The sequence below is a fragment of the Mycobacterium sp. 236(2023) genome (assembly GCF_029623955.1).
Taxonomy (GTDB): domain Bacteria; phylum Actinomycetota; class Actinomycetes; order Mycobacteriales; family Mycobacteriaceae; genus Mycobacterium.
In genome coordinates, this window is the sequence record NZ_JARSBP010000004.1 from 239175 (window position 1) to 253293 (window position 14119).

The window sequence follows — 14119 nt, forward strand, 5'->3', positions numbered from 1 at the left end:
CGCCGGTAGCGTTGAAGTTGTTACCGCACCAACATCGGGTGTGGGAAAGGAGCTCAGCATGAGTGAGTCCGAGCGTCCAGACGCCAGCGATGGCCCTGAAGCCTTTGGGGCATCGCCTGAAAATCACCTGTCCAGCGAAGACGCGGCAGAGCTCGAACAACTCCGGCGGGAAGCAGCAGCCCTGCGGGAACAACTGGAAAATGCTGTAGGTCCCCAGAGCGGTTTGCGCAGTGCACGAGATGTTCACCAGCTCGAGGCCCGCATCGACTCGCTCGCCGCGCGCAACGCCAAGCTGATGGACACCCTCAAGGAAGCGCGGCAGCAGTTGCTGGCGCTCCGCGAGGAGGTCGACCGGCTCGGGCAGCCGCCCAGCGGTTACGGCGTGCTCCTGTCGGTGCAGGAGGACGACACGGTCGACGTGTTCACCTCCGGCCGCAAGATGCGCCTCACCTGCTCGCCGAACATCGACACCAAGGAGCTCAAGAAGGGCCAGACGGTCCGTCTCAACGAGGCGCTGACCGTCGTCGAGGCCGGCACCTTCGAGTCCGTGGGCGAGATCAGCACGCTGCGCGAGATCCTGACCGACGGCCACCGCGCGCTCGTCGTCGGGCATGCCGATGAGGAGCGGATCGTCTGGCTCGCCGAACCTCTGGTCGCCGCGGAGCACCTCCCTGAGGGCTCCTACGCCACCGATGACGACCTGACCGACGACCGGCCGCGCAAGCTGCGTCCCGGCGACTCGCTGCTCGTCGACACCAAAGCCGGCTACGCCTTCGAGCGTGTGCCCAAGGCCGAGGTCGAGGATCTGGTGCTGGAAGAGGTTCCCGACGTCAGCTACAACGACATCGGCGGCCTGGGTCGCCAGATCGAGCAGATCCGCGACGCCGTCGAGTTGCCGTTCCTGCACAAGGAGCTCTACCGCGAGTACTCGCTGCGGCCGCCCAAGGGTGTGCTTCTGTACGGCCCGCCCGGCTGCGGTAAGACGCTGATCGCCAAGGCCGTCGCCAACTCGCTGGCCAAGAAGATGGCGGAGTTGCGCGGTGAAGAGTCGCGCGACGCCAAGTCGTACTTCCTCAACATCAAGGGCCCCGAGCTGCTGAACAAGTTCGTCGGTGAGACCGAGCGTCACATCCGGCTGATCTTCCAGCGCGCGCGGGAGAAGGCCTCCGAGGGCACCCCGGTGATCGTGTTCTTCGACGAGATGGACTCGATCTTCCGCACGCGCGGCACGGGTGTCAGCTCCGACGTCGAAACCACCGTCGTCCCACAGCTTCTCAGTGAGATCGACGGCGTCGAGGGCTTGGAGAACGTCATTGTGATCGGCGCTTCCAACCGTGAGGACATGATCGACCCGGCGATCCTGCGGCCAGGCCGCCTCGACGTCAAGATCAAGATCGAGCGGCCCGATGCCGAGTCGGCGCAGGACATCTTCAGCAAGTACCTCACCGAGCAACTGCCGATCCATACCGACGATCTGTCGGAGTTCTCGGGTGACCGGGGCCAGACGATCAAGGCGATGATCGAGAAGGTCGTCGACCGGATGTACGCCGAGATCGACGACAACCGGTTCCTGGAGGTCACCTACGCCAACGGTGACAAGGAAGTCATGTACTTCAAGGACTTCAACTCCGGAGCGATGATCCAGAACGTCGTCGACCGGGCGAAGAAGAACGCCATCAAGGCGGTGCTGGAGACAGGCCAGCCGGGTCTGCGCATCCAGCACCTGCTGGACTCGATTGTCGACGAGTTCGCCGAGAACGAGGATCTGCCCAACACCACCAATCCTGATGACTGGGCCAGGATCTCGGGCAAGAAGGGCGAGCGGATCGTGTACATCCGCACGCTCGTCACGGGCAAGAGTTCGTCGGCGAGCCGGGCTATCGACACCGAGTCCAACCTCGGGCAGTACCTGTAGCAGAGCGTGATCCGGGCCCGGGGCGACGATTTCGTCCCGGGCCCGAATCGCGCACAGTGTTCACGCCACCGACCCCCGATCGACATCGGCCACGCGTATTTTTCGCGCCAAAGCCATCAAGATCGGGGAGTTCCATGAAGATCTACGCCGCGCGCCTCATCGGTGCGACGTCTCTGTTGTTCGCCACCGCTGTCGGTGCCGCCAGTCCGGCTCTGGCCGACGAGTGGACGATGCCCAGCGTCGAGGGCGAACTGCTGCAGAGCGCGACGGACGCCGTGCTCGAGGCCAGCAACGGCGCCGTCAGCCCGGAGACGTCCGTGTCGTCAGGACCGCCCTTCGAGCAGCTCAACCTCACCAACTGGGTGGTGTGCGCGCAGTCGCCGGAGGCCGGCGAGGAGATCTCCGACGACACCCCGCCCGAGCTTGAGGTGGCCCGCCCCAATCAGTGCTGATCCGAGGCAAATTAGAAATCGACGACGTCGACGACGTGGACGCGCACGCCCACATGCGCGATCCGCCGTAGCTGTTCCCGGTCCGCAGTCGAGTCGGTCACCAAGTGGTCGAGCCGTTCCAGAGACGCCATCTTGGCCAGCGTGACCTTCCCGATCTTGGAACCGTCAACGGCGACGACAACGCGTTGAGCGTTGGCGGCCATGGCAATTGCGGTGCGCGCTTCCGCCTCGTCGAACGTCGTCGCACCCACTTCGGCCGACATCCCATCGGCCCCGAGGATCGCGGTGCCCACCGTGATCACCTGGAATGCGTGCTCGGACATCGGCCCGACGGCCTCCAGGGAATTGGCTCGCACCAGGCCGCCGGTCATGATCACCTTCATGTGCGCATCCACTGCGCAATTCGCCGCGATCGTCAGGGAATTCGTCACGATGGTGATGTTCGGTCTGCCTTTGAGCGACTTCGCCACCTCGCCTGTGGTGACACCTCCGGTCAGGGCAACTGCCTGCGGGCCCGCGGGCACAAGCGCCGCGGCGTGCTGCGCGATGCGGCGTTTGATGGTCACCATGCGGTGATCGCGCAGCCGCACGGGGATCTCGTTGCCGCTGGGATCCACGGCGCGGGCTCCGCCGTGGGTGCGAACCAGCAGTCCCTGCTCCTCGAGCTCACTCAGATCCCGGCGCAGCGTCGCGGGCGAGACGTTCAGCTTCTCCCACAGTTCCTGCGACGCCACATCGCCCCGGTCACGCAACAGTGACAGCACTTCCCGCATCCTGTCGGTGCGTTTGATCGACAACGCTCGTCGCTCCTCGGTGAATGATGCCAACGATCAGTTTTCCTGATCGTTTCGCCGCGTTCTGTTGCGCGCTATGAGCGATCTTCCCATGATCAACCCATGGGTCATCCAGATCACACCGATTGGTCGCCGACGCCGTGACCCTTGCCGTGACATCCGATCTCGTCGCCGCCGCAGCAGGTGCGGGCGGTGCGGTCCTCGCGTTCAATGTGATCACCATCGAACATGCCGAGGGCATCGCCGAGGGAGTCGAAACCGCCGGGGGCGCGGCAATTCTCCAGATCAGCGAGAACACGATCGCGTTCCACGGGCGCCGGATCGCGCCGCTGCTGGCCGCCTGTGCGCAGATCGCCGCCCAGTCGAACGCCCCGCTGGGCATCCATCTGGATCACTTGCAGGACATGGCCCTCGTCGATCAGGCGGTCGCGTCAGCTGCCGCGCTCGGCGCCACGTCGCTCATGATCGACGCCGCGCACCTCGACTACGACGCCAATGTCGAACGCACCCGCGCGGTCACCGCGCAGGCCCACGCTGCCGGGCTGTGGGTGGAGGCCGAGTTGGGGGAGATCGGCGGTAAGGCGGGCGCCCACGCGGCCGGGACACGCACCGACCCGGACGAGGCTGCGGCGTTCGTCGCGGCGACAGGAGTGGATGCACTGGCCGTCGCGGTGGGCAGCTCTCACGCCATGACGACCCGCGAGGCCCAGTTGGATCATGACCTGATCCACCGCCTGGCCGAAAGCGTGGAGGTCCCGCTCGTTCTCCACGGATCGTCGGGGGTGTCCGATGATCAGCTGCGCCGCGCCGCCGAGGCGGGCATCCGGAAGCTGAACGTCGGTACCGCGCTCAACATCGCGTTCACGGGCGGGGTTCGAAAGGTGTTGGCCGACAACGAAGAATCTTCTGACCCGCGCCCGTACCTGGCTGCCGGGCGTGCTGCCGTCAGCGACACCGTGGCTGACCTGTGCCGCGTCGTGGCCGCGGCGCCCGCGGGGAAGGCAGCACCGCGGTGAGTCGAACACAGCTGATCAACCCGCTCCTGGACACGATCGCGCGGCACAAATCTGGCGAACCCGTCGGAATCTACTCGGTGTGCTCGGCTCATCCGACCGTGATCCAGGCTGCGATCGAGCAGGCCGCCGCCGACGACGGTTACGTTCTGATCGAGGCCACCTCCAATCAGGTGGACCAGTTCGGCGGATACACCGGTATGCGGCCCACGGACTTCCGCGACCACGTCCATCAGATCGCCGACCGCTGCGGATTCCCCAGCAGCAGAGTCGTTCTCGGCGGTGATCATCTCGGCCCGAATCGCTGGCAAGACCTGTGCGCGCGCGATGCGATGGCCAACGCCGAGGTGTTGGTCCGGGCCTACGTGGAAGCCGGATACACGAAGATTCACCTGGACTGCAGCATGTCCTGCGCCGACGATCCGTCGACACTGACCGACGAGGTCGTCGCGGACCGCGCGGCGCGGCTACTGCAGGTCGCCGAGAAGGCCGCCGCCGCTGCCGGTCTGCCCGGACCGGTCTATGTGATCGGCACGGAGGTGCCCGTTCCGGGCGGTGCCCACGAGACTCTGACCGCGCTCACCCCGACCCCCGCAGACCACGCCCGTCGCACGCTCGATGCGCACAAATCGGCCTTCGCGGCACGGTCTTTGGAGCAGGTTTGGCCCCGGATCATCGCTCTGGTCGTGCAACCCGGAGTGGAGTTCGACCACCTCGCCGTCATCGACTACGTGCACTCCGCGACCGCCGAGTTGCGGCGTGTTCTCGACAACGAGGAAAACCTGGTGTTCGAAGCCCACTCCACCGACTACCAGCGCGGCGGTCAGCTGCGCGAACTCGTGGAAGACCACTGGGCAATCCTGAAAGTCGGCCCGGGCCTCACATTTGCGATGCGGGAGGCGCTCTTCGCGCTCGCCCACATCGAAGACGAGCTCGTCGATGCCGCTTCCCGGTCGAACCTGATCGACGTCGTCGAACAACGCATGCTGGCCGAGCCTCGCTATTGGGCGTCCTACTACGGCGGCACCGACGACGCGGCCGCCGAGCAGATTGCCCGCCGGTACAGCTACAGCGACCGCCTGCGCTACTACTGGCCCGACCCCGAAATCAACGCGGCGCGAATGACGTTGCTGGACAACCTTCGCAGAATCAGCGTTCCGCTGCCGCTGATCAGTCAGTACCTGCCCGGCCAGTACCAGCGGATCCGTGCCGGAACACTCGACAGCGACCCGCACGCCCTCGTCGTCGACCACGTCCGCGACGCGCTCCGTCCCTATGCCAGCGCTTGTATGAACACGGAAGAAGTCCAATGACCACCATCACGCCTGCTCAGAAAGACGGCGGCGCAACGATTCTGGAGATCGGGCAGCAGCCGGCGGCGTGGCGTGAAGTCGCGGCTGCCACCGATGCCCGAACCGAGGAGTTCCTGCGGGACGTTCTCGGGGTGCCCGATCTGCGGATCGTCCTGACGGGAGCGGGCAGCTCGGCTTTCGCGGGCGACATCGTCGCGCCCGCATTGCGCAGAAACCTCCGACGTCGCGTCGAGGCGATTCCCACCACGGGCATCGTCGCCAATCCGCACGATCACCTCGAAAGGCGCACTCCCACACTGGTGATCTCGTTCGGGCGCTCGGGCAACAGCCCCGAGAGCACCGCGACCACAGAATTGGCGGACGCGCTCGTCGACGACGTCTGGCATCTCGTGCTCACCTGCGGCAGGGATGGTCAGCTGGCGCGGGAGCACACCGGCCGCCCGAGGTCGCTGGTCGTCTACATGCCGGAGCAGACCAATGACACCGGCTTCGCGATGACGTCGAGCCTGACCTCGATGATGCTGTCCTGCCTGCTGCTGCTCGGCGGCGCCACTGCCGGCGATGTCGAGGCGGTGGCCGCCGCGGGCCAATACGTCATCGACCGGCAGGCCGACATCCGGGCGCTGGCGCAGGTGAAGCGGCAGCGGTTCGTCTACCTCGGCAGTGGACCGCTGGGCGGTCTGGCCCGCGAATCGGCGCTCAAAATCCTGGAATTGACCGCCGGCGAAGTCGTCACCTACTACGACTCGCCCCTCGGCTTCCGGCACGGACCCAAGTCGGTGCTCGACTCGGACACCCTCGCCGTGGTGTACCTGTCCACCGACCCCTATACCCGTCGCTACGACCTCGACATCGTCGCCGAGATCCGTGAGCAACTCGGCAGCGACAGCGTCGTCGTGCTCAGCACCGAGCCGGTGCCCGACGCGTCCGGCCCGGTGGTCGTGGTGCCCGGCCTCGCCGGACTCGGTGATTCGGCGGTGGCGGTTGCGTATTTGGTGTTCGCCCAATACCTTGCGCTGTTCACCTCGCTGGAGTACGGCAAGACTCCCGATAATCCTTTCCCCGCAGGCGAAGTGAGTCGCGTCGTGCGGGGAGTGACGATCTATCCGATGGAGGGGTGAGCGGCGTGTCCCTGTACCTCGGAGTCGACGGTGGCGGGTCCAAGACCGCGCTCGCGGTCGTCGACGGCGACGGCCACCTGCTGGCCCGTGCCACCGCGGCGAGTTCCTACTACTTCAACCAGAGCTTCGACATCGTCGAAAGTGTGCTGCGCCAGGGCGTTTTCGAGGTCTGCGCCGCAGCCGGAGTAGCGGCGTCGGAAATCGATTTCGCCTTCTTCGGCCTGCCGGGGTACGGCGAGGCCAGCGCCGACATCGCGAACCTCGACGCCGTGCCGGGGCGCGTGCTCGGCCACGACCGCTATGCGTGTGACAACGACATGGTGTGCGGCTGGGCAGGTTCCCTGGCCGGCGAGGACGGCATCAACGTCATCTGCGGGACCGGCTCGATGGCTTACGGCGAGCGCCACGGCACCGGGCGGCGCGTCGGGGGCTGGGGCGAGCTGTTCGGCGACGAGGGCTCTGCGTATTGGGTTGCCACACAGGGACTCAACGCATTCAGTCGGATGAGCGACGGACGGGCGCCGCGAGGTCCGCTCTACGAGTTTATGAGACGCCGACTGCAGATCGCCGGCGACCTGGACGCGGTGAGCCTCGTCATCGAACAGTGGGGCGGCGACCGGAGTTCGATCGCCGCATTGGCCACCACCGTGTGTGAGGCCGCCGGTGGCGGCGACGACACCGCACGCACCATCCTCGCTGCCGCGACCACCGAACTCGCAGTGCTCGTCGAGACAACCCGTGTTCAAGTCGGTTTCGGCGAACACGACCGGATCCCAGTGTCCTACTCCGGTGGCATGTTCGGTGACTCCGGCTTCCTGGAGTCGTTCCGGCGTTCACTGGCGCACCTGCCCGCCAAGTACGACCTGCAAGTCCCTCTGCTCGACCCCGCAGCGGGTGCGGCGCTCTACGCGGCAAAACGCAGCGGTCACCCGTTGTCCGCCCCCGCCGTGCACCAACTCGCCGCCAGCCGACCGTGATTCGATCCCACCAGACAGATGAGGTGAGCCTCCCGTGACCTACGCTCCCCGCGACACCAGAGCCCGCAGCTGGATCTTCTATGCCGCACTCCTGATCCTGTTCTGGGGCGTCTGGGGTGCGTTCTCGGCACTCCCGGCGACCAAGTACGGCTATCCCGACGAGATGATCTACAGCATCTGGGCGTTGACGATGATCATCCCAGCTGCTTTCGCCCTGCGCGGGCAACAGTTCGACCGGCGACCTCAGGCCGCGATCTACGGCCTGCTGATCGGTCTCACCGGCGCAGGCGGTCAGCTGCTGCTCTTCCAGGCCCTCACCATGGGGCCCGCCTACCTGATCTTCCCGATCGTGTCGATCTCCCCGGCGATCACGGTACTCATGGCGATGGTTCTGCTCCGCGAACGGATTTCGAAGCTGGCCGCCGTCGGGCTCGTGGCGGCGCTGGCCGCCATCGTGCTGTTCAGCGTCACCGGGGCGCAGGACGATGCGTCGACAGGGCCGTGGTTGCCGCTGGCGATCCTGATCTGCATCGCGTGGGGCGTGCAGGCGTATTTCATGCGCAAGACGGCGACGATCGGCGTGAACGACGCCACGACGTTCGGCTGGATGGCCGTCAGTGCGGTCGTCCTCATCCCTGTGGCGCTGTTCTCTCTCGGCGAGATCCCACTGGACTTCCCCTGGCAGGCGCCGGCTTTGGCGGCCGGCACCCAGATCCTGAATGCCGTCGGCGCGTTGTTCCTGGTGATGGCGCTGAGCCGGGGCAAGGCGACCATCGTGGCACCCACCACGAACGCGCTCGCGCCCGCACTGACGATAGTCGTCTCGCTGATCGCCTACCAGACTCTGCCGTCGCCCTACGGCGCGGTGGGTATCGTGCTCGCGCTGGTGGGCTCCACCCTCATGGTTTACAGCGACGAGAAGCGCGGTGAAGCCCCCACACCCGCGGTGCCGGAGTCTTCGGCGGTGAGCGGGGCGTGGCACAAGTGAAACCCACGATCGTCATCATCGGCGCGGGCAGCGTCGAATTCACCCGCGAACTTCTCGGGGACATCTTCTCGTTCCCCGAACTCGGATCGGTACGAGTCGTATTGCACGACATCGACGCCGAACGTCTCGCGACGGCCGAAGCGATCACCCACGCGACTGCGCGGGCCACCAGAGCCACCCCCGAAGTGGTCGTGGCCCCGGACCGCCGCATGGCGCTCGAGGGCGCCGACTACGTCATCAACGTCATCCAGGTCGGTATGCACGGCGCAACCGTGCGCGACTTCGAGATCCCGGCGAAATACGGGCTCAACCAGACCATCGGTGACACCATCGGGGTCGGTGGGATCTTCCGCGGGCTCAGGACTTTCCCCGTGCTGGCCGGAATCGCGCGGGACATGCAGGACGTCTGCCCGGACGCCTGGCTGCTGAACTACACCAACCCGATGGCGATGAATGTCACGTTCCTGCACCGCATCGCCCCGGATCTGAAGGTCCTCGGCCTGTGCCATTCGGTGTACTGGACGATGGTCGGGCTGTGCGACCTCGTGGGTGTGCCCTACGACGAGGTGTCCTACTGGTCGGCGGGAGTCAACCATCAGGCCTGGGTGCTCTCGTGGGAACGTGACGGCCAGAGTCTGTATCCGCTGTTGGACGAACGCATCGAGGCGGACCCTGAGCTGCGCCGCCGCGTCCGGGTGGACATGTATCGCAGGCTCGGCTATTACCCGACCGAAACCAGTGAACACAGCAGCGAATACGTGCCGTGGTATCTGCGCCACCCCGACGAGATACGACGGCTGCGTCTCGCCGTCGGCGAATACGTGTCGATCAGCGAGGCGAATCTGGCCGAATACCGGCGGCTGCGTGACGAATTAGCCCACACCGAGACGATCGAGATCGACCGGGGCTCGACCGAGTACGCGCCCCAGGTCATCCACTCGCTCGAAACGGGAACCATGCGGATGATCTCTGCCAACGTCGCCAACGATGACCTCATCACCAACCTGCCCCGCGGCCTCGCGGTCGAAGTGCCCACTGTGCTGGATGCATTGGGGGCGCACCCCGTGCGGGTGGGTGACCTGCCACCGCAATGCGCGGCACTCAACCGGAACTTCCTCGGTCCGGTGGATCTGACGGTGCAGGCCGCCCTCGACGGTGACCCCCGCCTGGTGCGGGCTGCCGCCATGGTCGATCCCAACACCGCGGCCACGCTGACCGTGGACCAGATCTGGGCGCTTTGCGACGACCTCACCGCCGCCCACGGTGACCTTCTGCCCCGAGAACTGCGTGCCCGCCCATGAAGGAGAATCTGCTGTGACCCGTCAACGCCTACTCGTCGCACTCGGTGCGATTCTGGCTCTCGTCCTCGCCGCCTGCGGTGGCAGTGACAGCTCCTCGTCCGGACCCACCAGGATCGCCGTGTGGCATGGTTTCCAGGACACCGAGGGCACCGTGTTCAAGTCCTTGATCGATCAGTACAACCAAGAGCATCCCGACGTCGAGGTCAGCGAGCTGTACTCGAGCAATGACCTCGTGCTGCAGAAGGTGCTGACCGCCGTGCGCGGCGACAGCGCGCCCGACGTGGCCTACATGTTCGGCTCGTGGTCGCCGAACATCGCCCAGATCCCGCAACTGGTGGACATGTCCGACCAGGTGTCCGATCCGGCGTGGAAGTGGGACGACTTCTACCCGGGCGAGCGCGCCGCTGCGACCGTCGGCGACAAAGTGGTCGGAGTTCCCGCCCTGGTGGACAACCTTGCCATCGTCTACAACAAGCAGTTGTTCGCCGAGGCGGGCATCGAGCCGCCCAACGCCAACTGGACGTGGGACGATTTCCGTTCCGCTGCAGCCAGACTCACAGATCCGGCGAAGGGCCAGTACGGCTGGCTGATTCCCGCGGACGGCAGTGAGGACACCGTCTGGCATTACGTGCCGATGTTGTGGGAGGCCGGCGGAGATCTGTTGTCAGAGGACAACGAGCGCGCGACATTCAACTCCGAGGCCGGTGTCAAGGCACTGACCGTGTTGCAGCAGATGGCCGTCGACGACAAGTCGCTGTATCTGGACACCACCAACGAAAACGGCCCGAAGCTGATGAACAGCGGCAAGATCGGAATGCTCATCACCGGGCCGTGGGATCTGTCCTCGCTCTCCGACATCGACTATGGCGTCCAGGTGATGCCGACCTTCGCGGGCTCATCCGGTGGGCACCAGACGATCGCGGGGCCGGACAACTGGGTCGTCTTCGACAACGGCGACGACCGCAAGAAGGCCGCGGTGGATTTCGTCCAATGGCTGACCGCACCAGAACAGGTCAAGGCCTTCTCGCTGGGCACAGGTGATCTGCCCACCCGCAGCTCGGTCGGAGAGGACAAGGCGTTCGTGGCCCAACTCGACGAGGGGTTGCCCGGGGTGAGCGTCTTCGTCGAGAACCTGGCGAACGTCCAGAAGGCGCGCCCGACCGTGGAGCAGTACCCAGCGGTGTCCGAGGCACTCGGACAGGCGATCGTCGCGGTGCTCCTCGGTGAGCAGCAACCGAAGGCGGCGCTGGACTCCGCGGCGCAGGCCGCTGACACTGCGCTGGCGGAGAAGTAGACCGGCGGAAGCGAGGGGAGGGAGGGCAGGTGCCGAATCTGTTAGGGCGGGTGACCCGCTCGGACACGGTCAGCGGGTGGTCTCTCGTGAGCCCCGCCGCGGTGTTGATCGGTATCTTCGGCCTGCTGCCGGTGCTGATGTCGATGCAACTGTCGTTCCAGGACTCGGATCTGTTGTCGGAGAAGACCCCCTGGGTGGGATTCGACAATTATCGCAAGCTCGCGAGTGACCCGATGTTCCTCGAGTCGGTCAAGCACACGATCGTCTACACCGCTCTGTTCGTGCCGGGAACCATGGTGGTCGGGCTGCTGGTCGCTGCGGCGATGAACCGTTCGGTGCGGTTCATCTCGGTGTACCGGACCGCCGCCTACGTCACCATGGCGGTGTCGACGATCTCGCAGGGCATCATCTTCCTGTGGCTCACCGACCGCGACTACGGCCTGGTCAACGCCGGCCTTACGGCGGTCGGCTTGCCTGCCCAACCGTTTCTCGCATCGCCGTCGCAGGCGTTGTTCGTGATCGTCGCCATGACGATCTGGGGGTGGACCGGGTTCACCGTCATCGTGTATCTCGCAGCGCTGCAGGGTGTTCCGGCCGAACTGCATGAGGCCGCAGCGATCGACGGTGCCTCTGCGGCCACCCGGTTCCGCACCATCACGGTGCCGCTCCTGGGCCCCGCAAACCTCTTCCTGCTGGTGTGGCTGACCATCAACGCGCTGCAGCTCTTCGACGAGGTCTACGCCACGACCCGGGGTGGGCCTCTGCGGGCGACGACGGTCATCGTCTACTACCTGTGGGACCGCGCCTTCGTGCAGTTCGACGCCGGCTACGCCGCGGCCATGGCCTACGCGTTGTTCGTCGTGATCCTGGTCATCACTGCCGTCCAATTCCGGCTGGCCCGTCGTTATGTGCACTACTCATGACAGATCAGGAGCTCTCCGAACTTCCGCCGCTCACCTCGGCGGCGGAGAACGCCGCCTCGCCGGCGCCGCCCCCTCGGCGCCGGCGAGGGCTGCCGCGCCCGAGACTGGGGTTCAGCCCGTGGCATCTGGTGCTGATCCCGGTGTCGTTCCTGCTGGTCGTGCCGCTGCTGTGGATGCTGTCGACGTCCCTGCAGACCGAAGGCGAAGCCAACCGGTTCCCGCCGGTCATCCTCCCCGCCGATCCGCGCTTCGAGAACTACTCGGAAGCCTGGGCCGCAGCGCCTTTCGGTCACTTCTTCGTCAACAGCCTGCTCGTCACCGCCGTGGTGCTGGTGAGCAACCTGGTGGTGTGCAGCCTGGCGGGTTACGCGTTCGCGCGGATCAGGTTCCTCGGTCGCGGTGTGTTGTTCGTGACGCTGATGGCGACGTTGATGGTGCCGTTCCAGGTCACGATGATCCCGGTGTTCCTGATCGTGAAATGGTTCGGCGACAACCTCTGGGAAGGGCTGGGCATCGACCACATCGGTGCGCTGATGCTGCCCAACCTGGCGACCGCGTTCGGAATCTTCTTCCTCAGACAGTTCTTCATGACCGTTCCCGTGGAACTGGAGGAAGCGGCGCGGGTCGACGGAACATCGCGCCTCGGAGTGCTTTTCAAGATGATCCTGCCGCTGTCGCTGCCCGCGCTGTCGACATTGGCGGCATTGACCGTGCTGACATCGTGGAACGACTTCCTGTGGCCGCTGATCGTGATCACCTCACAGGACCAGATGGCGGTTCCGTTGGGGCTGAGTTACTTCCAGGGCGCGCACCGCGTCAAATGGCCACTGCTGATGGCGGCCAACGTGATGAGCCTGGTGCCCATGCTGCTCGTGTTCATCGGTGCGCAGAGATATTTCGTCCAGTCGGTGGCCAGTACCGGCATCAAGGGTTGAGGGGCAGAGCATTGGCAGATGTCGAATTCCGGGGCGTCACACGAAGTTACGCCGGCGGTGTGGTCGCGCTGGACAGTCTCGACCTCGCGGTCGCCGACGGCGAGTTCCTGATCCTCGTCGGCCCCTCCGGCTGCGGCAAGAGCACCGCCTTGCGTCTGCTCGCCGGACTGGACACCCCCACCTCAGGTGAGATTCGCATCGGTGGTTCGGTGGTCAACTCGCTGTCGCCAGGCGAACGAGACATCGCGATGGTGTTCCAGAACTACGCGCTCTATCCCCACATGTCGGTGTACCGGAACCTGGCGTACGGACTTCGGCAGCGCAAGACCCCTCGCGCCGAGATCGACCGCCGGGTCCGCGACACCGCCGAGTTGCTGCAGATCGGGAACCTGCTGGACCGCAAGCCCGGCGAACTGTCCGGCGGCCAGCGCCAGCGTGTCGCCATGGGGCGCGCCCTCGTCCGCCGGCCCAAGGCGTTCCTGCTGGACGAACCGCTGTCCAATCTCGACGCCAAACTCCGCAACCAGGTCCGCGGTGACCTCAAGCGCCTGCACCGCGAGCTCCCCGTCACGTCGATCTACGTCACGCACGACCAGGTCGAGGCGATGACGTTGGGGGACCGCCTGTGCGTGATGTCGGAAGGCAAGGTGCAACAGATCGGCACCACCGACGACATCTATCACCGGCCCGCCAACACCTTCGTCGCCGCGTTCATGGGCAGCCCACCGATGAATCTGCTCGCCGCCGACATCCGGGAGGGCCTGCTTCACGTCGCCGGTTCCGAGGTGGCGCCGGTGGCAGAACCCGACGGCCCGGTGACCGTGGGTGTGCGGCCGGAGCACGTGCAGATCTGTTCAGCCACCGACCCCGGCGCGGTGCCCGCTCGGGTGGATCTCGTCGAGCCGCTGGGCAGCCACTGCCTCGTCACAGCACTAGTCGGCGACACGCGCGTGATCGCGACTGCACCGGCAGGGCTGCAACTCGATTCGGGCACGCCCGTGGGCCTCACGTTGCCGCCGGCGCACCACCGCTACTTCGACGTTCAGACCGGCGAAGCCAGGAGCGCCAGCAGACAGCGGATCTCGCTCTGAAC

The 14119-nt window shown here is 65.8% G+C and carries 13 protein-coding genes; 12 read left to right on the forward strand and 1 reads right to left on the reverse strand.

The genetic code is table 11. The features are described 5' to 3' along the window. Nucleotides 1-58: 58 nt before the first annotated feature. Together arc and P9A17_RS18210 are read left to right on the forward strand one after the other, a co-directional pair. The gene (arc, locus tag P9A17_RS18205; protein ID WP_278040097.1) at nucleotides 59-1915 is read left to right on the forward strand and encodes a proteasome ATPase; all 1857 of its coding nucleotides are present in this window, start codon (nucleotides 59-61) and stop codon (nucleotides 1913-1915) included. A 134-nt stretch (nucleotides 1916-2049) separates the two neighbouring features. Continuing rightward, entirely contained in the window at nucleotides 2050-2367 is a 318-nt protein-coding gene (locus P9A17_RS18210) for a hypothetical protein (RefSeq protein ID WP_278040098.1), read from the forward strand. An 11-nt stretch (nucleotides 2368-2378) separates the two neighbouring features. On the opposite strand, the gene P9A17_RS18215 is transcribed toward P9A17_RS18210, so the two are convergent. Further along, on the reverse strand, nucleotides 2379-3194 hold the full coding sequence (locus P9A17_RS18215) for a DeoR/GlpR family DNA-binding transcription regulator (RefSeq protein ID WP_278040099.1): 816 nt from the start codon (nucleotides 3192-3194) through the stop codon (nucleotides 2379-2381). A 119-nt stretch (nucleotides 3195-3313) separates the two neighbouring features. Between P9A17_RS18215 and P9A17_RS18220 the strand changes: the two genes are divergently transcribed. From P9A17_RS18220 to ugpC, 10 genes are read left to right on the forward strand one after another with little or no spacing between them, the layout of a single operon-like run. Beyond that, entirely contained in the window at nucleotides 3314-4177 is an 864-nt protein-coding gene (locus P9A17_RS18220; protein ID WP_278040100.1) for a class II fructose-bisphosphate aldolase, read from the forward strand. Continuing rightward, nucleotides 4174-5487 (forward strand): D-tagatose-bisphosphate aldolase, class II, non-catalytic subunit, encoded by a 1314-nt coding sequence (locus P9A17_RS18225; protein WP_278040101.1) that lies wholly within the window; start codon nucleotides 4174-4176, stop codon nucleotides 5485-5487. Before P9A17_RS18220 ends, P9A17_RS18225 begins: the two co-directional genes overlap by 4 nt. Further along, complete coding sequence (locus P9A17_RS18230) at nucleotides 5484-6608, forward strand: SIS domain-containing protein (protein WP_278040102.1); 1125 nt, start codon at nucleotides 5484-5486, stop codon at nucleotides 6606-6608. Before P9A17_RS18225 ends, P9A17_RS18230 begins: the two co-directional genes overlap by 4 nt. Then, entirely contained in the window at nucleotides 6605-7585 is a 981-nt protein-coding gene (locus P9A17_RS18235; RefSeq protein ID WP_278040103.1) for a BadF/BadG/BcrA/BcrD ATPase family protein, read from the forward strand. Before P9A17_RS18230 ends, P9A17_RS18235 begins: the two co-directional genes overlap by 4 nt. Before the next feature lie 34 nt (nucleotides 7586-7619). Next, entirely contained in the window at nucleotides 7620-8573 is a 954-nt protein-coding gene (locus P9A17_RS18240; RefSeq protein WP_278040104.1) for a DMT family transporter, read from the forward strand. Next, nucleotides 8561-9874 carry an alpha-glucosidase/alpha-galactosidase gene (locus P9A17_RS18245; RefSeq protein ID WP_278040105.1) on the forward strand — a complete coding sequence of 438 codons (1314 nt, stop codon included), beginning with the start codon at nucleotides 8561-8563 and terminating at the stop codon, nucleotides 9872-9874. The genes P9A17_RS18240 and P9A17_RS18245 overlap by 13 nt, the downstream gene beginning before the upstream one ends. Nucleotides 9875-9887: 13 nt before the next feature. Next, nucleotides 9888-11168, forward strand: coding sequence for an ABC transporter substrate-binding protein (locus tag P9A17_RS18250; protein ID WP_278040106.1), 1281 nt, complete (start codon nucleotides 9888-9890; stop codon nucleotides 11166-11168). 29 nt (nucleotides 11169-11197) lie between these two features. Then, nucleotides 11198-12091: a sugar ABC transporter permease gene (locus P9A17_RS18255; protein WP_278040107.1), complete on the forward strand. Its 894-nt coding sequence runs from the start codon at nucleotides 11198-11200 to the stop codon at nucleotides 12089-12091. Further along, complete coding sequence (locus P9A17_RS18260) at nucleotides 12088-13026, forward strand: carbohydrate ABC transporter permease (RefSeq protein ID WP_278040108.1); 939 nt, start codon at nucleotides 12088-12090, stop codon at nucleotides 13024-13026. Before P9A17_RS18255 ends, P9A17_RS18260 begins: the two co-directional genes overlap by 4 nt. Before the next feature lie 11 nt (nucleotides 13027-13037). After that, nucleotides 13038-14117, forward strand: a complete 1080-nt coding sequence (gene ugpC, locus P9A17_RS18265; protein ID WP_278040109.1) for a sn-glycerol-3-phosphate ABC transporter ATP-binding protein UgpC — start codon at nucleotides 13038-13040, stop codon at nucleotides 14115-14117. Nucleotides 14118-14119 lie beyond the last annotated feature (2 nt).